Source organism: Nitratidesulfovibrio sp. (assembly GCF_040373385.1).
In the GTDB taxonomy this organism is placed as follows: Bacteria; Desulfobacterota; Desulfovibrionia; order Desulfovibrionales; family Desulfovibrionaceae; genus Cupidesulfovibrio.
This window is the reverse complement of the sequence record NZ_JBDXXH010000001.1, coordinates 359,198-379,594: the sequence shown is the minus strand read 5'-3', so window position 1 is coordinate 379,594 and position 20,397 is coordinate 359,198. Positions and strand designations below refer to the sequence as shown.

The 20,397-nt window shown below is 63.1% G+C and carries 28 protein-coding genes and 1 other RNA gene; 21 read left to right on the top strand and 8 right to left on the bottom strand.

Going from position 1 to position 20,397, the window contains the following annotated elements; translation table 11 throughout:
- Positions 1 to 168 precede the first annotated feature (168 nt).
- From ABWO17_RS01615 to ABWO17_RS01605, 3 genes are all read right to left on the bottom strand, one after another.
- Entirely contained in the window at positions 169 to 486 is a 318-nt protein-coding gene (locus tag ABWO17_RS01615) for a BON domain-containing protein (protein WP_353115392.1), read from the bottom strand.
- Positions 487 to 640: 154 nt separating this feature from the next.
- A complete protein-coding gene (locus ABWO17_RS01610; protein ID WP_353115390.1) occupies positions 641 to 886 on the bottom strand; it encodes a GlsB/YeaQ/YmgE family stress response membrane protein in 246 nt (81 codons plus the stop codon).
- 107 nt (positions 887 to 993) lie between these two features.
- Positions 994 to 1,140 carry a lmo0937 family membrane protein gene (locus ABWO17_RS01605; protein WP_353115388.1) on the bottom strand — a complete coding sequence of 49 codons (147 nt, stop codon included), beginning with the start codon at positions 1,138 to 1,140 and terminating at the stop codon, positions 994 to 996.
- Positions 1,141 to 1,385: 245 nt separating this feature from the next.
- Here ABWO17_RS01605 and ABWO17_RS01600 point away from each other — a divergent pair, with 245 nt between their 5' ends.
- A complete protein-coding gene (locus tag ABWO17_RS01600; protein WP_353115386.1) occupies positions 1,386 to 2,114 on the top strand; it encodes a Crp/Fnr family transcriptional regulator in 729 nt (242 codons plus the stop codon).
- A gap of 164 nt (positions 2,115 to 2,278) precedes the next feature.
- Positions 2,279 to 2,971 carry a Crp/Fnr family transcriptional regulator gene (locus ABWO17_RS01595; RefSeq protein WP_353115384.1) on the top strand — a complete coding sequence of 231 codons (693 nt, stop codon included), beginning with the start codon at positions 2,279 to 2,281 and terminating at the stop codon, positions 2,969 to 2,971.
- A 197-nt stretch (positions 2,972 to 3,168) separates the two neighbouring features.
- Here the strand turns inward: ABWO17_RS01595 and ABWO17_RS01590 are convergent, their stop codons facing one another.
- The 3 genes from ABWO17_RS01590 to ABWO17_RS01580 all read right to left on the bottom strand — a co-directional run bounded on the left by ABWO17_RS01590 (position 3,169) and on the right by ABWO17_RS01580 (position 6,235).
- Positions 3,169 to 4,002 (bottom strand): BON domain-containing protein, encoded by an 834-nt coding sequence (locus tag ABWO17_RS01590; RefSeq protein ID WP_353115382.1) that lies wholly within the window; start codon positions 4,000 to 4,002, stop codon positions 3,169 to 3,171.
- Between the two features lie 119 nt (positions 4,003 to 4,121).
- Positions 4,122 to 4,337, bottom strand: a complete 216-nt coding sequence (locus ABWO17_RS01585) for a CsbD family protein (protein ID WP_353115380.1) — start codon at positions 4,335 to 4,337, stop codon at positions 4,122 to 4,124.
- Between the two features lie 1,142 nt (positions 4,338 to 5,479).
- Positions 5,480 to 6,235 carry a LexA family transcriptional regulator gene (locus tag ABWO17_RS01580; protein ID WP_353115378.1) on the bottom strand — a complete coding sequence of 252 codons (756 nt, stop codon included), beginning with the start codon at positions 6,233 to 6,235 and terminating at the stop codon, positions 5,480 to 5,482.
- A 260-nt stretch (positions 6,236 to 6,495) separates the two neighbouring features.
- Between ABWO17_RS01580 and ABWO17_RS01575 the strand changes: the two genes are divergently transcribed.
- The 8 genes from ABWO17_RS01575 (at position 6,496) to ABWO17_RS01540 (ending at position 11,639) form a co-directional block, all read left to right on the top strand.
- Positions 6,496 to 6,960 carry a hypothetical protein gene (locus ABWO17_RS01575; RefSeq protein ID WP_353115376.1) on the top strand — a complete coding sequence of 155 codons (465 nt, stop codon included), beginning with the start codon at positions 6,496 to 6,498 and terminating at the stop codon, positions 6,958 to 6,960.
- The gene (locus ABWO17_RS01570; RefSeq protein WP_353115374.1) at positions 6,929 to 7,177 is read left to right on the top strand and encodes a hypothetical protein; all 249 of its coding nucleotides are present in this window, start codon (positions 6,929 to 6,931) and stop codon (positions 7,175 to 7,177) included. The genes ABWO17_RS01575 and ABWO17_RS01570 overlap by 32 nt, the downstream gene beginning before the upstream one ends.
- A gap of 9 nt (positions 7,178 to 7,186) precedes the next feature.
- Complete coding sequence (locus tag ABWO17_RS01565) at positions 7,187 to 9,370, top strand: Mu transposase C-terminal domain-containing protein (protein WP_353115372.1); 2,184 nt, start codon at positions 7,187 to 7,189, stop codon at positions 9,368 to 9,370.
- Between the two features lie 8 nt (positions 9,371 to 9,378).
- Positions 9,379 to 10,161: an AAA family ATPase gene (locus tag ABWO17_RS01560; RefSeq protein WP_353115370.1), complete on the top strand. Its 783-nt coding sequence runs from the start codon at positions 9,379 to 9,381 to the stop codon at positions 10,159 to 10,161.
- Complete coding sequence (locus ABWO17_RS01555; RefSeq protein WP_353115368.1) at positions 10,162 to 10,755, top strand: winged helix-turn-helix domain-containing protein; 594 nt, start codon at positions 10,162 to 10,164, stop codon at positions 10,753 to 10,755.
- A complete protein-coding gene (locus ABWO17_RS01550) occupies positions 10,745 to 11,074 on the top strand; it encodes a helix-turn-helix domain-containing protein (RefSeq protein ID WP_353115366.1) in 330 nt (109 codons plus the stop codon). The genes ABWO17_RS01555 and ABWO17_RS01550 overlap by 11 nt, the downstream gene beginning before the upstream one ends.
- Position 11,075: 1 nt before the next feature.
- A complete protein-coding gene (locus ABWO17_RS01545) occupies positions 11,076 to 11,570 on the top strand; it encodes a hypothetical protein (protein ID WP_353115364.1) in 495 nt (164 codons plus the stop codon).
- Between the two features lie 2 nt (positions 11,571 to 11,572).
- Positions 11,573 to 11,639: hammerhead ribozyme type II (locus ABWO17_RS01540), an RNA gene on the top strand.
- 48 nt (positions 11,640 to 11,687) lie between these two features.
- Here ABWO17_RS01540 and ABWO17_RS01535 read toward each other — a convergent pair.
- Complete coding sequence (locus tag ABWO17_RS01535; RefSeq protein ID WP_353115362.1) at positions 11,688 to 12,107, bottom strand: hypothetical protein; 420 nt, start codon at positions 12,105 to 12,107, stop codon at positions 11,688 to 11,690.
- A gap of 147 nt (positions 12,108 to 12,254) precedes the next feature.
- Between ABWO17_RS01535 and ABWO17_RS01530 the strand changes: the two genes are divergently transcribed.
- From ABWO17_RS01530 to ABWO17_RS01490, 9 genes are all read left to right on the top strand, one after another.
- A complete protein-coding gene (locus tag ABWO17_RS01530) occupies positions 12,255 to 12,695 on the top strand; it encodes a gp16 family protein (protein ID WP_353115360.1) in 441 nt (146 codons plus the stop codon).
- Positions 12,692 to 13,153 carry a Mor transcription activator family protein gene (locus tag ABWO17_RS01525; protein ID WP_353115358.1) on the top strand — a complete coding sequence of 154 codons (462 nt, stop codon included), beginning with the start codon at positions 12,692 to 12,694 and terminating at the stop codon, positions 13,151 to 13,153. Before ABWO17_RS01530 ends, ABWO17_RS01525 begins: the two co-directional genes overlap by 4 nt.
- Before the next feature lie 8 nt (positions 13,154 to 13,161).
- Complete coding sequence (locus ABWO17_RS01520; RefSeq protein WP_353115356.1) at positions 13,162 to 13,827, top strand: hypothetical protein; 666 nt, start codon at positions 13,162 to 13,164, stop codon at positions 13,825 to 13,827.
- Between the two features lie 129 nt (positions 13,828 to 13,956).
- Positions 13,957 to 14,328, top strand: a complete 372-nt coding sequence (locus tag ABWO17_RS01515) for a putative holin (protein ID WP_353115354.1) — start codon at positions 13,957 to 13,959, stop codon at positions 14,326 to 14,328.
- A gap of 119 nt (positions 14,329 to 14,447) precedes the next feature.
- Positions 14,448 to 15,119: a transglycosylase SLT domain-containing protein gene (locus ABWO17_RS01510; RefSeq protein ID WP_502914862.1), complete on the top strand. Its 672-nt coding sequence runs from the start codon at positions 14,448 to 14,450 to the stop codon at positions 15,117 to 15,119.
- Positions 15,119 to 15,814: a hypothetical protein gene (locus tag ABWO17_RS01505; protein WP_353115352.1), complete on the top strand. Its 696-nt coding sequence runs from the start codon at positions 15,119 to 15,121 to the stop codon at positions 15,812 to 15,814. The genes ABWO17_RS01510 and ABWO17_RS01505 overlap by 1 nt, the downstream gene beginning before the upstream one ends.
- Positions 15,811 to 16,077 carry a hypothetical protein gene (locus tag ABWO17_RS01500; protein WP_353115350.1) on the top strand — a complete coding sequence of 89 codons (267 nt, stop codon included), beginning with the start codon at positions 15,811 to 15,813 and terminating at the stop codon, positions 16,075 to 16,077. The genes ABWO17_RS01505 and ABWO17_RS01500 overlap by 4 nt, the downstream gene beginning before the upstream one ends.
- 13 nt (positions 16,078 to 16,090) lie before the next feature.
- Positions 16,091 to 16,306, top strand: coding sequence for a hypothetical protein (locus tag ABWO17_RS01495; protein ID WP_353115348.1), 216 nt, complete (start codon positions 16,091 to 16,093; stop codon positions 16,304 to 16,306).
- 1 nt (position 16,307) lies between these two features.
- Positions 16,308 to 16,808: a DUF1804 family protein gene (locus tag ABWO17_RS01490; RefSeq protein ID WP_353115346.1), complete on the top strand. Its 501-nt coding sequence runs from the start codon at positions 16,308 to 16,310 to the stop codon at positions 16,806 to 16,808.
- On the opposite strand, the gene ABWO17_RS01485 is transcribed toward ABWO17_RS01490, so the two are convergent.
- Positions 16,805 to 17,083 carry a hypothetical protein gene (locus ABWO17_RS01485; RefSeq protein WP_353115344.1) on the bottom strand — a complete coding sequence of 93 codons (279 nt, stop codon included), beginning with the start codon at positions 17,081 to 17,083 and terminating at the stop codon, positions 16,805 to 16,807. The two genes, ABWO17_RS01490 and ABWO17_RS01485, sit on opposite strands and share 4 nt — an antisense overlap.
- Before the next feature lie 130 nt (positions 17,084 to 17,213).
- On the opposite strand from ABWO17_RS01485, the gene terL reads away from it, so the two are divergent.
- Positions 17,214 to 18,737, top strand: a complete 1,524-nt coding sequence (gene terL, locus ABWO17_RS01480) for a phage terminase large subunit (protein ID WP_502914854.1) — start codon at positions 17,214 to 17,216, stop codon at positions 18,735 to 18,737.
- A complete protein-coding gene (locus tag ABWO17_RS01475) occupies positions 18,721 to 20,397 on the top strand; it encodes a DUF935 domain-containing protein (RefSeq protein ID WP_353115340.1) in 1,677 nt (558 codons plus the stop codon). The genes terL and ABWO17_RS01475 overlap by 17 nt, the downstream gene beginning before the upstream one ends.

The window sequence follows — 20,397 nt, the reverse complement described above, 5'->3', positions numbered from 1 at the left end:
CAGGCGCAACGCAACGCCATTCCGCAGGGCGTCCGCCCCCCAGGGGGAGCATTGGCGGCGGCGTGCTGCAAGGAAACGTCACGCGGCGTGAACGGCGTCGGGGCGTGCCCCCTGCACAGGCCAGGGGGCACGGCAAACGGACTGGTGCGAGCGGACTGCTCCGCCCCGTTACTGTTGACCCTTGACGTGCATGTCGTTGCGGACGGACTTCACGCCCTCAACCTTGCGCGCCACCTGGACTGCGGTGTTGATCTCGGCCCGTGATCCGACAAAGCCGCTCAACTGTACCACGCCCTTGAAGGTTTCGACGTTGATCTCGGCAGACGTCAGGGACGCCTCCTGGAGAATGGCCGTCTGCACCTTGGCGGTGATGGCGGTATCGTCAAGGTATTCACCCGTTCCTTCCGAGTTCGATGTCGATGCGCAGCCAAGGGCAAGGGCCATGATGACTGCGACGAACAGCGTCATGCATCTCTGGAACTTCATGGGACTACTCCTGTGTGAACGATGATGCAGGGTTTTCGCGGCAGCAGCCGCATTTCTCCAAACCGTGTCGCGCATGGCGTCATGCAGGGAAGCAGGCGTCGATGCATGTTCCCGCATCGCCGGCAACGTCAGGTTCTGGTTCGGTGTACGTCGGTCATGCCCGCTTGAGCATGCGCAGGCAGAGAATCAGGATGACCGCGCCAACGGTAGCCATGAGGATTGCCCCCAGCAGCCCGCCACCGCCAATGCCGATGGCGCCGAACAGGACACCACCGATCACCGCGCCGACAATGCCGACAATGAGGTCACCCACGAGGCCGAAACCGCCCCCTTTCATCAGAGTGCCCGCCAGCCAACCCGCAACCAAGCCGATGATGAGAAACCAAAGCAAGTTTTCCATATTGCGCTCCTGCAACTGTTTCGAGTTATGGACCATCAACCCGGAAATCATCCGGCCACCGGACAAACCGGCTTGCCCCCCGCATGCAGTCTGCGTGGACACCGGAATTACAGGCGATGGCGCTGAATGATCCGGACAACGACCACCATCACGATCACGACCAGAAAGAAATTGATGAAGCCGGTCATGGAAGATGACGCCCCCAACCCCATCAGCCACACGGCCACGAGCACGACTGCGACAAGTTCCAGCATGTCAATGGCACCCGGCTTCCGTTGGCGTTCAGGGACTATTCGGAGCATACCCAACCTAGCACCCTCACGGATATCTTCCGTTCGATGCCACACATAGGGAATTTTATTTCGCGCTGTATCCGCGTGGTGAGGGGGATGAGACGGAACGAGGGCTGACGGACCGGTGCAATGTGCGCTACCGTACAGATAAGTCGCGCCAGTTGACGCATGTTGCCCTTACGAGACTACCCCTCAAGGAGGCTGATATGCAGGAGACACCCTCACCCCGCCAGAATCATCTTCTGGCCGCGCTGCCCAGAGACGTTCAGGAACGTCTGTTCACCCATCTGGAACTGGTGCCGATGCCGCTCGGCAAGGTGCTGTATGAATCCGGCGACGCCATGCGCCACGTCTACTTTCCGACCGACGCCATCGTGTCCCTGCTATACGTGATGGAAAGCGGGGCATCGGCGGAAATTTCCGTGGTCGGCAACGAGGGACTCATCGGAGTTGCCGTGTTCATGGGGGGGGAGAGCACACCCAGCAGGGCCATTGTGCAGAGCGCAGGGCATGCCTATCAGTTGCCGGGGCAGCGTCTGAAGGACGAATTCAACCGCCATGGCGAGATGCTGCAATTGATGCTGCGGTACACCCAGTCGCTCATCACGCAGATGGCCCAGACTGCCGTCTGCAACCGCCACCACTCGATAGACCAGCAACTGTGCAGGTGGCTTCTTCTTTCTCTTGATCGCCTTCCAAGCAACCAGCTGACAATGACGCAGGAACTCATCGCAAACATGCTTGGTGTCCGCCGTGAAGGCGTTACCGAGGCCGCAGGAAAACTGCAAAAGCTTGGCGTCATAGAATATAGTCGAGGACGAATAACAGTCTTGGACAGGGATAAGCTTGAACAATTGAGTTGTGAATGTTATGCTGTCGTAAAGAAGGAAACTGACCGCCTTCTTCCGTACATGATGGCTGCGCGCCTGGGCTGACAGCCTGCCAGGCGGCGGGCGATGGCGCCTGCGGGGCAGAGACCGCCGCCCAGCACGCCGTGGTGCACAGACAACCGCCCGACGACCATTCAGGTTGGGGCATCGAGATTGTTGGCACCTTTCTCGTGTCGTTCCTTGGCTGCCTTGTGCCAAAGGATACGCGCATGACCGCCTCACTTCCCCATTCAGGCGTCAACAGTCTGATCGAGAGCCTGACACACAACGAACGCAACGACATCATTACGGGTTGCGAGACTGTGGACATGGTTCTGGGTACCGTTCTTCACGAACCGTTCCAACGCTACCAGCACGTATACTTCCCCCTTGCCGGATTCATATCACTGGTTGCGACACAGGGTGAACACCAGCGCATGGCTGTAGGGCTGATCGGCAACGAAGGGATGCTGGGCACGACCTTGATCCTGGGGAGTCATTCTTCCTCCATGAAGTCCATCGTGTCTGGTGCGGGCAGCGCCCTGAAGATGAGCACGATGCACTTTCTGCATGCCCTGCACGCCAGCTCCCGCCTGTTTCAGGCTCTTCAGTTGCGCCTGTCCGTGACGATAGACGATTTGTCAAAAACGGCGCTGTGCACACGGTTTCATCCCATCGAACAGCGGCTGGCCTATTGGCTGCTGCTGGCGCAGGACCGTGCGCACGCCGACAATTTCTACCTCACGCACGAATCGCTTGCCGACATGCTGGGGGTGCGCAGGAGCGGCATCACCGTTGCCGCCGGGGCTTTGCAGGCCAAGGAACTCATCCACTACACGCGCGGCCACATCCGCATTCTGGACCGTAGCGGGCTGGAGGCGGCATCCTGCGAATGCTACAGGACACAGCGGCTGTTCACCTGAGGCAACGGCTGGCATCGCAAGATGGCAGCCCGGCAGGCCCCCCCGCAACGTGCCGCGCGCATCACCGCCTGAACGACATCAGAAAACTGATGGTTGCTGGCTTTCTGCCGAAAGACGAAACAGGCATCCGCACCACGAAAAAGATCACCGCGCACCATGTTCATGCTGCGCGGCGACCTTCGACCGAACGCCTTACATCAGAACGTAAGGGCCTTTGCCTTGACGCTCTTGACCCCGCGCACGTTCTGCGCGAGTTCGACGGCAAGGGCACGTTCTGCGCCGCTGCCCAGCTTGCCGCTGAGCGTGACCACGCCCTTGCTGGTGTTCACCGTGATGTTGGAACCGGAAACATTGCTGGAATACAGGAGCGTGGACTTCACCTTCGTCGTGATCCAACTGTCTGCGATGTCGCTTCCAGCCTCAGCCGCAGTGTCCTTGGCAACTTCAACAGCTGTCGGCTTGGCGCTGCCGACCACCAACTGGTTGTCCACCGACACGACGCCCGGAGTGTTCACGGCCAGGCGACCGGCAAGGTTCTTGGCGGCCATGCTTTGGGCAGTGCCCCGCAGCGTTACCTTGCCCCGTTCCGTTACCACATTGGTGGCCAAGCCTTCTGCGTGCTTGCTCCACAGCAGCTTCGACTTGATGGAGGTCGTGATGTTGGCGTCGTCTATCATGTCACCGTAGCCGCGCGTCGAATTCGACACGGGCGGAGAGTAGTCGGACTGAACGACTATCTGATTGTCCACCTCTCGGATGCCGGCGACGCCCATGGCGATTTCCCGTGCCAACTCCTTGTTGACGTCTTCCGCAACGTATCCGGTCAGCGTGGCTTTGCCGTCCTGCACCGCGACATTTATGGTGCTGGCGCGCAGGTACGGGCTGAGGGCATACGTCGTCCAAATCTGGGCCTCTTGCCGGGCGTCGGTTACATTCTGGGATACGGCCTCGGCAGCCATCGCGCCGACAGGCGCAGCCATGGTCAGCGCGACGGCCGCCGCGAGGAGATAATTGCGGCATTGCTTGTACATGTGGGTCTCCGTCATTTACATTTTGAATGCGGCCGAAAGCTGCATGTTCATTTCCATGCCAAGGGAACTCACCAGCGATGCCTGCCGCGCCACCCTGGCAAACGGCAGGCATCCTTGGTTCACTTCGTGCTGTTCTTGTCAAGGAATCTCTGGACCTGTTTTTCGGCCTCTTCACGCGAGATGGCGTATCGCTCCTGCACCAAGCCAGCCAATTTTTGGGCATGCCCTTCGGATTGCAGCAATTCATCGTCGGTCAACTCGCCCCAGGCAACCTTGGCCGCACCGATCTGCTGTTGCCACTTGGCCTTGATCTCATCCATGCCGGGCAGACTCATGACGTCTCCCCTTCACGCTCCGTGACGAGAAATTCGCCCCTGGCGGACCGCAGCAAGTCCCGTATTGCAATGTCTATGTCGATCTGCCTTGACGCATCCGGGAATTTACCCGCGGGGGTGACCTGGGGGCACTCGCCCACGGGTAACGGCAGGGGTTTCGGCGGCGCCCTGTTGGGTGCTGTTTCCTGCCTGAACGCCTTGACGCGTTTCTGAATGTTCGTGGACAACTCTTGCTTTGTCGGAATGTTCATGTGGTCCTCCTGAAGAATTCTTTTCTCGCGACATCGCGAGGGGCTGGACCATCATAGTTGCAAGACTCGTCCACTTCGTCTGTGCGCTGGCACACGCATTTGCAAATTAATGCAACTATTTTATGATACTCACTCTTTAAAATAAATTGCTTAATATTTTAAAGCATTGCAAATCCAAAAACAAAAAGCATCACAATTGCAAACGATGACAATGATACATTCGCCGTGCCCATTCCCAATTCCCATCTACAAGAATACGACAGATCCATGACGCATGCGCGCAGGCAGACGTTCATGGACATACTTGACATGGTGGCGGAAGCCGACGACAGAGGCTGCCCTCGTGGGATGGTATTTTCTCACGACATACAGCGGGGACGAACCCACTGCCTTGCCCGCATGCGGGGCGTGTAGTGAGAGGGGGGAATGGCGAGGCCCCCCCCTTTCCGCAATGACGAAAATTCGAGAGCTTGCAGTGAACGCCACAAGCCTCTGGCTATTTTGGTGGGCTACCTTGCTCCAAAGAGCCACTCCGACGACGATAGACGTCCGCGCACGCAAAAAGCAGAGGGCGCGGAACAAGACCGGGGAGGCATTCAGATTGGCACAACGGGGTGAGGCATGCTCGTGTGCCGTTGGCCCTTGTGCCGCAAGGCGTTTGAAGAAAGTTTAGTGTCGAATTTAGCGCGCAGCGTTTTGGGTGCTTTTGGGCGAAACGCGCAGAAGAGTGTGCGCCGATTGGCACGATTCATCACAGGCATGGAAGAAAAACGGGCGGCCCCTTTGGACCGCCCGTTTGTGTTTTGCCTGTGTTCTGTTTTTGCCTTCTAAACAAGGCAAAATGCGATGAAAATCCTGCGCGATTCTGCCGCGCCTGCGCGGCATTCTGCGTCAATTTAGCTCGCGTCCAACCCAGACAGCGCGGCCTATGATGCGGATTCCGTTGGACAAGTCGCCGCGCGCGTCCACTTCAATCGGCGGATAGTCGGGATTGTAGCTCGACAGGATGATCTTGCCCGGCACGGCGTTCACGCGCTTGAGGTAGACGACATCCTCGACGCCCACGGCGTAGACCTTACCTGCCCTTGGTTCCCGCTGGCTTTGGTCAATCAGGACCACGTCCCCGTTGAGCACATACGGGTCCATGCTGTCGCCATCCACGCGCATCAGGACCATGCTGGACGGTGCCCCCTTGCGCAGCAGGAAGTCGGTGCGGAATGCGTAACGGCGTTCAATGTCCCCGCCTGTCTCGAAGGAACCCGTGCCCGCGCTCAACCGCGCCTCGACCATGGGCACCATGACCAGTTCGCAGTCCGCACATTCAATCACATCACCGGCTTCAGACGGCTTTGCCACAACCCTGGCTATAGGCTCGCCTGCTCGCAGCGTCCCCGCGCGCGCAGGTTCGACGGTAACGCGGTCTGCGTCGTGCATCGCCCCTGACCCGAAGAACAGCCAGTTGGCGCTGATGCCGAATCGTTCCGAAATCGCCTCTATCCATCCTGTCGGTATTTTAGCTCTTTTCTTTGCCGTGCCTACTGAGGACGGATGAATTTCCAGTATTCGCGCCAGTTCGGATTCGGAGCGTGCCCCAACGGCCTGGAGGATTCGCTGGAAACGAGCTTCAAAGGATTTCGCAGTATCCACGGTGAACTCCGAAAGCCAAAGTCCGAATGCGTGTTTTGCAATCCGCGTTTAAAGCCAAACAGTTAACGCTTAAATGCAAAAACAGAACACCGAATTTGGTTTTTGACTTGACCGCAGCCTGCTTTTGCCTTTAATTGAAGCTGCGGGCGGTAAAGAAATCATCGTAGCTGTTTGACCTTAGCCGTCCGCCTTGAACGGGTCAACGTCCGGAGCGTTAGAGATTCCGGACGGCAACCCCTCAACATGACGGACGGCATCTTGTGAGCACGGTTCAGCTTTCCCTCTTCAACGACCAGCCAGCCCGCCTTGCCGGGCTGAATGCCACGCTCAAGGCATCCATGCAGCGTGCCGTCGCTTCGTGCGGGCTTTCCCGTGCGCAAGTGGTGGACCGAATGAATGCCCTGGCGTCGGATTCTGGCGTCAAGCTGACCACCGGAAACGCCCGCCTGCTGTCGCCCGCCACGTTCGAGAAGTGGCTCAACCCCGCTGACCGCGAACACCTGCCCTCGGTGCTGGCCCTTGAAGTCTTCTGCCTTGCTGTGGGCAGCGTGCAACCCTTGGCTCAACTGCTGGGGCTGCTCGGCTGCGGGGTCATGACCGCCGAGGACAAGCGCCTGCGCGATTACGGGCATGTGTGCTGGGAAACCAAACGTCGCCGCAAGGCGGTCCGCCAACTTGAAATGGAGCTTGAAGATGACCTGGGATTGGCGAATCGGCACCGGTAAGGAACGCCAGACCTACCACATTCTTGATTGGCTGCGGCGCAATCGCATCCGTCAGTTGGTCATTGCGGAGGAACTCGGCGTCAACACGTCCCTCGTGTCCAGCACGATATGGGGGCGGCGGAACAACCGGCGCGTACTGCGCAAGCTGCTGGACCTTGGCTGCCCGGCGCGGTTCCTGAATCTGCCCGACGACATGTCTTCCCGCGAGGCCGCGTAGGGGGCCTCCATGGAACCGGTGAAGGAAGGATACACCACGCTGGAGCTTGTCCCGCTTCTCGGCATTCAGGACCGGGCGGTACAACTGCGCGCCAAGCGTGAACGCTGGGAATCCCGCCAGCGTGAAGGCCGGGGCGGGGGCAATGTGTGGATCATCTCCTCCATGCCCAAGTCCACACGCAAGGCCCTGCTGGACGGGATGTTGCGCACGGCGGCGCAGGAGGCGGAAAAGAACCTGCCCGCGTTGCCGCCGCTCGATGCCGCAGACCCGCGCCGGGCCATCGCCGCCCGCATGTCCCCGCTGAAGCACTGCTCCAACCGCCAGCGCGAAATCGCCATGGCGCGCCTTGCCCTTATCCGCGAGGTGGAACGCCTTGCCGTGCTGACGGGCGTGGACGCGGCCATCATGAAGCTGGTGCAGGACGCTGCCGACGGCACGCTGCCCGCGCACCTGATGCGCGCGGTGCGCGACGCCAACGACCGCTTCGGCAGCGGCGACAAGCGCGGCCTTTCGCGGCGCAGGCTGTACGCATGGCGCACCCTGTACATCAAGGGCGGCGAAGACGCCTTGGTGCCCAAGCACAAGGCCAAGGACATGACGGTGCCGCCGTGGGCGGACGCCTTCCTCGCGTTCTTCCGTCTGCCGCAAAAGCCGTCCCTGACGCAGGCCCACCGCGACCTGTGCCGCGCCTACGCGGACGGCGCGCTGACGGGCACGCCGCCGTCCATCCACGCGGTAAAACGCTGGGCGGCCAAGGTGGCGCTGCCGGAACTGGAGCGGGGCCGCAGGACGGGCAACGCCCTGCTGAAGCTGCAACCGCACAAGCGCCGCTCCACAAAGGACATGCTGCCCGGCGATTGCTACACGGCAGACGGCACCACCTTCGACGCCGAAATCCGCAATCCGCACAACGGCCAGCCGTTCAAGCCGGAAGTCACCATCGTGCTGGACATGGCCACCCGGCGTTGCGTGGGCATTTCGCTGAACTACGCGGAAAACGCCCAGGGCGTGCTGGATGCGTTGCGCATGGCCTGCCTGTTCGGCGGCATTCCGGCCATGTTCTACTCGGACAACGGCCCCGGCTACGACAACCTGCTGCTGACCGCCCCCGGCACGGGGATGTTGGCCCGGCTGGGCATCGAACGCGCCGCGTCCATTCCGGGCCGCCCGCAGGGCAAGGGCCTGATGGAGCGCGCCGTGCCCACCTTCTGCGACCCGGTGGCCAAGCGGTTTGCCACCTGCACGCACCGCGACATGGACGCGGACGCGGCCAAGAAGGTCTACAAGATCACCCGCGAAGCCCTGAAGCGCGGCGCCCGCACGGCCCTGATGCCCACGTGGGACGAATTCAAGACGGCCATGCTGGAGCGCGTGGCCGAATACAACGCCACGCCCCACCGCGCGCTGCCCATGACCACCGACGCCAGCGGCAAGCGCCGCCACATGTCGCCCGACGAGGCGTGGCAGCACTTCCTTTCCACGGGGTGGGAACCGGTGCGCGTTCCCGCCGACTGCTCCAACGATTTCTTCATGCCCGCAGAGCGCCGCATCGTGCGCAACGGCGAGGTGCGCTTCGGCGGCGGCATCTACTACGCCGACGACCTTGCCCCGCACCACGGCGACGCGGTGATGGTGCGCTACGACGTGTGGGATGCCAGCCGGGTCTACGTCTGGACCATGGACGGCCACAAGATTTGCGACGCCGTGCTGGACGGCAACAGCATTCCCTACTTCCAGCAAACCCGCATCGAAGCCGCCCGCGCCCAGCGCGAGGCCGCACAACTCAAGCGGCTGGAGGCCAAGGCGGGCCGCATCGCGCCCGGCGCAACCCTTGTGCTGCCCGAAGCTGGCCACCCCCACGTCATCACCCTGGTGGCCGACAGCCTTGCCCCGCGTGAACCGCTGCCCGCACGGGCAGACGAACCCGCCGCCCCCAACATCGCCCCCTCCATCACGCTGGACGTTGCGCCCCTGCGCGCCCCCGCCCCCGAACAACAACCCCGCCCGTGCTTCGCGCACGGACACGAGCGGTACGAATGGCTGATGCGCCACAAGGACCGCTGGCTGGACAAGGATGAACCGTGGCTGTGCCGGTACGTCGAAACCTTCGAGTACGCCGACAGCCACGACCGCTACGTGCACGAAGGCATCGCGTGGCCGGGCTGGAAGGCCCTCGCCCATACCGAGAACTAGGAGACACCATGCGCAAGCAATTCGTCAGGACGGAAAACTACACCCGGTTCACCGCAGGCATTCAGGCGGTGGAACAGCGCGGCGCGGCGGAGGCCGGGATGATGCTGGTTCACGGCGCGCCGGGCTTCGGCAAAAGCCACACGGTGGGGCATTGGGCCGCCGAAACCGGGGCCGTGTTCCTGCGGGCCAACGTGGACTGGACCCCGAAGTACTTCCTGACCGAACTGGCCAAGGAACTGCGGGTGGACCCGCGCGGCACGGCGCAGCAACTGTTCGGGCGCTTGCTGGAACACGTGGTGGAAACGCAGGCCCCGCTGGTCATCGACGAGGCGGAATTCACCCTGTCCTCGTCCGCCGCCGTGCTGGAAAAGGTGCGCGACCTGTCCGACAGGGCCGAGGTGACCGTGGTGCTGATCGGCATGGAACGCATCCAGCAGAACATCGCCCGGCACAAGCAGATCAACAGCCGCATCGCGCAGGTGGTGGAATTCCGCCCCGCCTCGCTGGCCGACGTGGCCCATGCCTGCGGGCAACTCTCGGAAGTGCCCCTGGCCGATGAACTGGTGGCCGAGGTGCATCGCCTGTCCGCCGGGCGCATGCGCGAAGTGCTGAACATCGTGGCCACCATCGAACGCATCGCCAAGGTCAACGAACTGGCCAAGGTGGGCATGGCCGACGTGGCCGGTGTGCCCCTTTCCTACGATTGGCAGGCCCGCGCCCCGCGCATGGCCAACACCGGCAGACAGGGCCGCGCCCCCCGCACGGGGGCGCAGGCGGCGGGGGGGCGTTAGATGGCGTGGTACGGCACCCCCTTGCTGCAACAGGTGGCGGACCAGCCGCGCCTGCTGCGTGAACTGGTGGCGGCTCTCGGCACCTCGCGCGAGGGCACGCGGCTTTCCTGCAAGGCGCTGCACAAGCGCGGCTACGCCACGTTCGAGGACGGCATCCTGACCATCACCGATGCCGGGCGCACCGTCCTGGCCAACGGCATCGAACTGCGCTCCGGCCCCGACAGCAGGAACGTTTCGACGCGGGCGGGTAACACCCTGCGCGCCAAGGCGTGGCGGGCCATGCGCATGCGCGACGGCTTCAGCCTGGACGATTTGCTGACCATGCTGTGCGACGGCAGCGAAGCCTACGCGGAAAAGAACCTTGGCGACTATATCCGGGCGCTGGCCTGCGCGGGCTACCTGCTGGCGCTGCCCCGCCGGGGCAATGGCCCGCACCCGCAACGCTACCGCCTGCGTCGCGACCGCAACACAGGGCTGGAGGCCCCGGCCTTCAACAAGGCCACCCGCACCCTGACCGACCTCAACACCGGTGAAGTCTTCCGCATCCCTACGCGGGCCGAACTGGCGCAACAGGGGGCCACTCATGACGCATGACTGGCTGGAACTGCTGCGCCACGCCGCCGCAGACCGCACCAAGGCGGCGGTGGCCCGCGAACTGGGCGTGTCCCGGCCATCGGTCAGCCTGCTGCTGGCCGGGCGCTACCCTGGCCGCACCGACCGCATGGCGCAACGCATCCTCGAAACCTACGGGCGGGTGGCGTGCCCCTTTCTGGGGCGTGAACTGACCGCGCTGGAATGCGCCCGCCACAACGGCCCCATACCGACATCCAGCCCGGCAGCCCTGCGCCACTGGCGCGCCTGCCAGGCCTGCCCCCACAGACCCCAACCCGAACAACCCAACGGAGGAAACTGACATGGCGACTGCCGCAAAGAAGCTGAAGAAAGTGCAGGAATCCAACGTGTCCCACCTGCCCACGCCGCCCACGCCTACCGTCAGGCTGGGCAAGCAGACCTTCGCCGCCCCGGCCTCGCTGGGCGAACTGGTGCTGCACGGCGCGGCCCTGAAGAACGAGATCGACGGGCTGAAGGACAAGCTGGAGGAAGTGAACGCGAAAATTCTTGCGGAGGTGCCGCGCTGGATGGACGGCAACGGCACCCTGCACATCGTCATCGCGAGCGTGGACTGCACCGTGTCCCTGCGCGATTCCGTGGCCATTGCCGACGTGGGCACCCTGCGCGAACTGCTGGGCGACCGCTTCCCCGACCTCGTGAAGGAAAAGGCCACCTATTCGCCCGAACCCAAGCTGGTCAGCCTTGCCCTTGATGGCGACGACCCGATGCAGTTTGCCGTGGCCAACTGCCTGCGGATTCAGGAAGCCAAGGCCACCGTGAGCTACAAGGCCGCGTAACCCCGCGAAACCGCCCTTACGGGGGCGGTCGCCGGGGCGTGGCGGCCCCGGCCTGACGAGCAGCCAACGAGAAGCCCCCGCTGCGAGCGGGGGCGATGAGGTATAGCCGTGGCAATGCTAAGTGTCAGTTTTTTCAGGTTCGGGCTTTTTCTTTTTCGCAGGGGGCGTGGTGGAGCCGATGCGAGTTACAACATCATTTTCGTCATACATTATGGCGAGATATTTCTTTTCCCCTTGGAAACCCTCGACCGGCGTTCCCACAACTTCCCAGATGCCAAAGGTCAGAACATCCATCACGCCATGTCCGATTGCACGGCCTGCGGATGGCTCATTCCCGAGTTCATATGCGTACACGTCATGCCGGACCCCATCAGCTTCTCTGATTTCAGCAGGTGCCCCTAAATGTAGTTCAACCTCACCGCGTGTGGCTCCCACACGAATCGCACCAAGGTCAGGGTCTTTTTTGCCGGACATGGCCATTCCAACACTGCACCCAGAAAGAAGTGCGAGCAAAACAACAGCAAGCAACGCTCTCATCATCCACCCCTCTATTTTTATATCGAAAGAGCAGCATTTTCCTAGTCTTGTCAATCTCTCTAACGAAATTGGTCCGCCCACTGTCTATGCATATGCCGAACAGTAAATCTCGGTGCCAAGTTGGCTACAACCTGCTGGAGGTGGCACATGGCGACTTCTGACGCCCGGCCCGAAGGCCGCAATTCACTGCTGGCCAAGATTCACATTGCCCGGAAGGACTTGGCCCTGGGCGAGGACGTTTACCGCGACCTGCTGGAACGGGTGACCGGGCAACGCTCCGCATCCGGCCTGACGGACAGGCAACTGGTGGCCGTGGTGGCCGAACTGCGGGCCAAGGGCTGGCAGCCCAAGGCGGCACCGCGCAAGGGCCGCAAGCCGCGCGTGAAGGCCGGTGGTTCCGCCCTGCTGGCCAAGATGGAGGCGCTGCTGGCCGACAACGGCAGGCCGTGGAGCTACGCGGAAGCCATCGCCCGGCGCATGTTCGGGGTGGAGAAGCTGGAATGGTGCGACGCGGACCAGCTAAAGGCCGTCATGGTGGCGCTGGTAAAGGATGCGCGCCGCCGCGAGGGCAAGGAGGAAGAGGCATGACGCGCGATGCCTTGCAGATCATGCAGCACGAGGACAGCATGCCCGCCATGGCCCGCGAGATTGCCGGGCTTATCGGCATGCCCGATACCCTGCGGCTGGTGGAGGCGCTGGGCGGCACGACGTTCCCGGTTCCCAAGCGGGGGAACAAGCTGGGCGAACTTCGCTTCAGCATGCTGGAGCAAGCCGTGGGCGTGGTCTCCTCTGACATCCTGTGCAAGCAGTACGGCGGAACCAACCTGTACATACCCCGCTGTGCCGATGCGTTGCGCAGGGCGCGGGATACGGAGATAATCCGTCATTTCGATGCCGAGATACGGACCGGGCGCACCGGAACGGAAGTTGTCGCGGAGCTCGCCCTGCGATATAGGCTGTCTGACAGGCGCGTCTGGCTGATCTTGAAGGGAACGGATATCGCGCCAGACCGTCAACCTGCCCCAGCACAGGGGCGGCTGGTGTAGAGGGGCATATGAAACGTAGTATACTTGTGGCGTTGTTCTTCGTGCTGATCGCGAGCGTTGCCTATGCTGGCGACAATAAGGTTCCGCTCTATAAAGATTTTTATCATGGAATGACAAGAAGTGACGTGAACAAACGCGCAAACGTCGTCCCTTGCCTTTTTGAGGACGGCTCAGATTCTTTGTGCGTAAATGATGCGATGTTTGCTGGTGTAAAATGGAAGCAGGCGTTTAATTTTTCTGATGGAAAACTTACTCATATCACAATTGCCAGCAAGCTTAACGATAAAAATTATTCTTCTACGTTAGGAGCAATTGTAAAAAATAATTTTGTTCCCGCATTGATGCGGATGAAAAATGAAACTTGTGATTTTAGTCAAGTATATAATAGCATGGATAGGTCTAAGGCAGAGGCATACATAAATGAATTTGAAGCACGCGGACTGCGGTCTGAGAGCATACTCTACATATTTCTTGAGAAAGATGTTATTGCATCTGCAAAAGGGTCCACAAATATTTCAGAAATTATTAAACAATCTCCCGTAACAATGCGACAGGTTGAAATGGAGATATTCAATAGCGATGGGGATTCGTGGCTTGCCGTGCGTTTCCTGGCTCCAAAAATGTCGCATGGTATTCTTCTAAAGCAAATGGAAGACAGTACGGAGACCTTCTAGCTCCCCACTGAACCCCTTCCCCCTGTCTCCGCCCCCGGTTGCTGCCAATATGGCAGTGACCGGGGGCGGCTGCATTGTGGCGGCTGCCCTGACGAAACGTGTTGCACCTGTTTCGCAAGGGAGGCCGTCGTGTCCATCCTGTCCCGTCTGCGCGGCATCCGGCATACGCGCATGCTGCTGTGCAGCCTGATTGCCGTCGCGCTGTGGCTGTTCCTTTGGCACGCCTCGCCCAGGGAGGCGCTTATCGTCACCTACAAGCTCACTCAGGTCATGCTGGCCGCAGTGGTCACCTACTGGATCGACCGCTGGCTGTTTCCCTACGCCCGGCCCGAAGGCTACCTGTGCGAGGAATGGCGCGACCGCATCGGCTCCGGCGACTGGCCCGATGGCGTCGATGACTTCCCGGTGGTGACGGAATCCAAGACCCTGTTCATGGTCGCCTGCCTGCGTCGCAGCTTCCTGATGGGCGCGGCGATGCTGGCCGTGGAACTGGGACTCTAGCCATGGGCGCGCCGCATGTCCGCAAGACCATTCGCCTGCCCGGCGGCTGGTCCCTACAATTGTGTGCCCCCGCTTCCTCCGGCCCCCGCTGGGCCAGGGTTTCGGCCTATTTCGCGCTCATGCTGGGCAGCCTGCTTTCGGTCCTGTGGGAAGCGGGGCGCGCCGTGGTGATCGTCGTGCTGGCCACGCTCTTGCTGGGCGTCTGGCTGGGCGACTTTGCCCGCGCCGCATCCATCCCCCGTGAGGCGCAGGCGCACCGCTCCGTGCTGGTGCGCGCGGCCCGGCTGGAATGGGGCCTTGGCGCGCCGGTGGCCACCTTTGCGGCGCAGGTGCAGCAGGAAAGTGAGTGGAAGCCCGACGCCGTGTCCCCCGTGGGTGCGCAGGGGCTGGCGCAGTTCATGCCATCCACCGCCCGCTGGCTGCCCATGGTCATGCCCCAAACCGGCCAGCCCGCCCCCTTCAATCCCGCGTGGGCGTTGCGCGCCATGGTCGCCTACGACCTGTGGCTGCACCAGCGCGTGCGCGCCGCCACCCCTTGCGACCGCATGGCCATGGCCCTTGCCGCCTACAACGGCGGGCTGGGCTGGGTGCAGCGCGACGCCAAACTGGCCGCTGCGCGCGGGCGCAACCCCGCCGCGTGGTGGGGCAACGTGGAGGCCGTCAACGCCGGGCGTTCCGCCAACGCCTTCCGCGAGAATCGCGGTTACCCCCGGCGCATCCTGCTGACGCTGGAACCGGTCTACGAGGCGGCGGGCTGGGGCGGGGGAAGCTGCGATGGGGGGCATTCCTGATGCTGGAAACCATCGCCGGATTCCTGTCCCCAAAGCCGCGCCTGCTGGCGCTTGCCGCCGGGGCCGCCGTGCTCGCTGTACTGCTTGCCGTGGCCGGGGTGCGTTGCGTCCTGCTGTCGGCCAGCCTCAAGACCGAGCAGGCCGCCCACGCCGCCACGGCGGAACGTGGCCAGCGGGCGCTGGCCGAACTGCGGGCCGAGCACGCGGACGAAAACACCGTCCGCGCCCTGGCCGTGGCCGATGCGGAGCGTACCGCCCGGCGCAAGCTGGAGACGGAAACCGCCCGCGCCAACACCCTTGCGGCGGAACTGATGCAGACGCGCACGCGCCTTGCCGATGCCCGCCGCGAATTCTCCCGGAGGATTGCCGCCCATGCCGCGCAAGACACTGCTGTTGCTGGCCCTGTGTTCGGCCCTGATTTCGTGCGCCTGTACAACGAGGCAATCGGCCTCGCCCCTGCCGCCGGTGCCGGTGGTGGCCCCGTGCCCGAAGACGCCGCTGCCGCCGGAACTGGCGCAACCGCCCACGCCGCCCCCGGCGCTGACGCCGGGCTACTTCGCGCAGCACCCGGAATAGCGGGCGCAGCCACCGTCAGCGGGGCAGACATCCTTGCCCACATCCGCGACTACGGCGGGCGCTGCCAGGCGCTGGAAGCGCAGGTCAACGCCCTGGTCAACTTCGCGGAGGCCCCATGAGCATGGAATGGGTGCTGCTGCTGGTCACCACGCTGCTGGGGGTGGTGGGCAGCCTTGGCGGCGTGGTGCTGTACGGGCTGAAGCAGGAGAATGACAGCCTGAAGGCAGAGCTGGCGGAACTGCGCCAGCGCGTCACCGACCAGTGCGTGCGCCGCGACGATTACGTGCTGATGCGCACCGAAATGCTGGACCGCCTGAAGGACATCGAAGCCAAGCTGGACAAACTCTCGGACCGCCTCGGCTCCCTGCCCGGCGGCGCATGATGCGGAGACACGCATGACCAAGGATGACTGCGCCGGTGAAGCCGGGCGCGAACTGCAACTGCTGCAAAGCATCGCGGAAAAGGTGGACCGGGTGGACCGACGCACCGCCCGCATGGAGCGCCGGGCCATCACCGCCGGGGCGGTGGCCGGGGGCATTTCCGGCGGGCTGACCGGCGGTCTTGTGGCCGTGGGCATCACCTACATCAAAACCAAGCTGCTGGGGGGCTGACGTGGCCCACGCCGAGGAAACCCGGCGGCAACTGCGCGCCGCCTTCATCTACGACCAGTTGCCGCTGGAAATGGCCGCCACCAGGGCGGGCGTGCCCGCGTCCACGGCGGCCCGCTGGAAGCGGCAGGCCAAGGCCGACGGCGACGATTGGGACAAGGCGCGCACCGCCAGCATGCTGGCCATGGGCGGCACCGACGACGTGGCCCGGCAGGTGCTGACCGACTACATGGTGCAGCACAAGACCCTGCTGGACGAACTGCGCGAAGGCACCCTGAAGCCCAAGGAACGCGCGGACATCCTTGCCAGCCTTGCCGACAGCTTCAACAAGACTGTGGCCGCCTGCCGCCGCGTCATGCCGGAAACGAATGAACTTGCAGTGGCGCTGCGTATTCTGAACAGGCTCGCTGAATTCGTACAAAGAGAATATCCGAATCACATTGAGGCATTTCTTGAGATACTGGAGCCATTCGGTGAGACTTTAACACAAGGGAAAGAGGTTTAGATTTTTTCCTCTTCATATTCCCACTTTGTCTCAATATCGAAGAAATATCTCAGGGTTGAATATGAGTCATTCCCCCATTTTTCATATAGGTGTGTTGGAAATTCATTATATGTTCTGATTGCGTGAACTCGCTTTCCGTTAAAGTCATTGTCGAGTGATGTGTATGTGATTTCAACAGTGAGAGTACCTGTCTCACCGTCAGAGTTGGCTGATGGTTCAAATTCAATCCTGTGGATAATGTGGGAATCTTGAATTTTCTGCGGAGAGTCTGACATGGCTAAATATCCTTTTGGCAAAACGTTTCAAGAAGGGGTAGCCGCCCTTGCCGCGTCACTAAAGATGCAAATACAGGCTGAATGCCGGTCATTTCCTGCCGACGCCTCCACGTCTGCAAGGCGGCGAGAGATGGCGCACGAAAGCTTTTCCTTTTTCCGTCGTACCTATTTTCCGCACTACGTCAAGAGCGATAGAGATTCTGCTCTTCATATATGGCTGGACGAGGAACTGCCCGGCATCGTGGCCGCGCCGGAAGGCGTGAAGCTGGCCGTGGCCGCCCCGCGCGGCGAGGCCAAGTCCACCTATGTGGCGTTGTTCTTCGTGCTGTGGTGCGTGCTGACCGGGCGCAAGCGGTACCTGCTGCTGATAGCCGACGCGCTGGAACAGGCCGCCGCCCTGCTGGAGGCGGTGAAGGTGGAACTGGAGGCCAACCCGCGCATCGGCATGGACTTTCCCGATGCCGCCGGGCAGGGCCGGGTGTGGAACGTGGGCACCATCGTTACCCGCAGCAACGTCAAGTTGCAGGCGCTGGGCGCGGGCAAGCGCATGCGCGGCCTGCGCCACGGCCCGCACCGTCCCGACCTTGCCGTGCTGGACGACCTGGAGAACGACGAGAACGTCCTGAAGCCGGAACAGCGCGACAAGCTGCAAGGCTGGCTGCAACGCACGGTGCTGTCCCTTGGCCCGGCGGATGACAGCATGGACGTGATCTACGTTGGCACCATCCTGCACTACGATTCGGTGCTGGCCCGCACGCTGCAAAAGCCCCTGTGGCGGGGCAAGCGGTTCCGGGCCGTCATTCGCTGGCCCGACCGCATGGACCTGTGGGACCGTTGGGAAGGCATCCTGCGCGCCGAAGGGGCGGACGCCGCCCGCGCCTTCCACGCTGCCAACGCGGCGGACATGGAGCGCAACGCCGAGGTATCGTGGCCGTCCATGCGCCCGCTGTACAAGCTGATGCTGAAGCGGGCCGAAGACCACGCCGCCTTCGACGCGGAACAGCAGAACGACCCGCTTTCCGGCGACGACGCCCCCTTTGCCGCCTGCATCACCTTCTGGGTGGACCGCCGGGCGGACTGGCTGTTCTTCGGCGCGGTGGACCCGTCGCTGGGCAAGCACGGCGCGGGGCGCGACCCTTCGGCCATCCTTGTGGGCGGCTTCCACCGGCCCACCATGACGCTGGACCTGGTGGAAGCCCTGATCCGCAAGCGCCACCCCGACCGCATCATAGAAGACGTGATTGCCGCGCACCTTGAATACCGCTGCCTGCTGTGGGGCGTGGAGGCCGTGCAGTTTCAGGAATTCTTCGCCCACGTGCTGGCGCAGCGGGCCGTGGCGCGCGGCATCGCCATTCCCGTGCAGCCGGTGGTCAACAGCACGGACAAGCACCTGCGCATAGAAACCCTGCAACCCTACATGGTGCAGGGGCGCATCCGCCTGCACCCCTCGCAGCAGACGCTGATAGACCAGTTGCGCCACTTCCCCAAGGCCGACCACGACGACGGCCCGGACGCGCTGGAAATGCTGTGGCGCATGGCCAGCGGCGGCTTTGTCAGCCTGCGCGACGCCTTCACGGCGGCCCCGCGCCGCAGCCCCTTCCACGATATGGACACCGACGGAGATGACCATGGGCTTCATGGATCGTTTGTCTAGCGCCGCGCGCGCCTTTACCCGCACCTTCATGCCTTCGGGCGGCCTGCAAACCCGCGACGGGGCCACGGCGGATGCCCCGCTGGACGCGGCGCTGGAAGGCCGTTCCAGCGCCGCGCCCCTGCTGTACTGGGAACGCTGGGCCAACCTTACCCACGGCCTCACGCCCGCCCGGCTGAAGAACATCCTGCAATCCGCAGACGATGGCGACATCCTGCAACAGCACGTCCTGTTCGCGGACATGGAAGACCGCTGCGAACACCTTGCGGCGGAACTGGCCAAACGCAAGCGGGCGCTGCTGACGCTGGACTGGGAAATCCTGCCGGGGCGGGCAGGGGATGCGGCGGCGCGCCGCGTGGCCGACGCCGTGCGCGAACAGTTCGACGCGCTGGCCAACGTGGATGACCTGTTTCTGGACATGGCCGACGGCGTGGGCCACGGCTTTGCCGCGCTGGAAATAGAATGGGGGCGCGAGGGCAAGCTGCACCTGCCGCAGGCGTTCCACTTCCGCCCGCAGACGTGGTTCCAGACCCCGCCGCACGACCGCAACGCCCTGCGCCTGCGCGACGGCACGGCACAAGGCGCGGAACTGGAAACGCTGGGCTGGGTGCTGCATACCCACCGGTCCCGCTCCGGCTGGCTGGCCCGCGCCGGGCTGTTCCGCGTGCTGGCGTGGAGCTACCTTATCCGGTCCTACGCGCTGGCCTCCAACGCTGCCTATGTGGAAGTTCACGGCATGCCCTTTCGCCTGGGCAAGTACCCGGCAGCCAGCACGGAAGAAGACAAGGCGGCCCTGCTGCGGGCGTTGCAGGCCCTTGGCCGCGATGCGGCGGGCATCATCCCGCAGGGCATGGAGATCATCTTCCAGACGCCGCCCAACTCCACCCACGACCACTTCGGCGTGCTGGTGGACCGCTGCGAACGCGGCATGTCCAAGGCCATTCTGGGCGGCACCCTGACCAGCCAGGCCGACGGCAAAAGCAGCACCAACGCGCTGGGCGCGGTACACAACGAGATTCGCCACGACCTGCTGACCTCGGACGCGCTGCAAATCGCGGGCACGCTGACCCGGCAGGTACTGGCCCCGCTTGCCGTGCTGAACTCGGGCGTGGCCGACGCCCGGCTGCTGCCGTGGTTCCGGTTCGACACCCGGCAGGCGGCGGACATCGCCACTTACGCCGACGCGCTGCCCAAGCTGTCCGGGGTGATGCGCATCCCCGCCGCGTGGGCGCATGAAAAGCTGAAGATTCCCCTGCCGCAGGGTGACGAGGAAGTGCTGGGCACCCGCGCCGCCGGTGCTGATGCGGGTGACGATGGTGCGGACGATGAAGGCGCGGACGATGGCGATGCGGAAGGCCGGGCCGCCGCCGTGGCGCTGGCCGATGCGCACGGGGACGCAGATGGTGACGGCGGCGCGCCGTACCCGGACCAGCAGGCGCTGGACGACGCCGAGATTCCCGACGGGGCCATGCTGGCCGCCATGGAAGAACTGCTGGAGCCGCTGATGCAGGAACTGCGCGACGGCGCGGAACCGGCGGACCTGCTGGCCCGCCTTGCCGAACTGTACCCCCGGATGGAGGGCCGCAAGCTGGAAGACCTGCTGGCGCGGGCGCTGTTCGTCAGCGAGGTGTGGGGGCGCGTCAGCGCGGGGGAGGATGCCTGA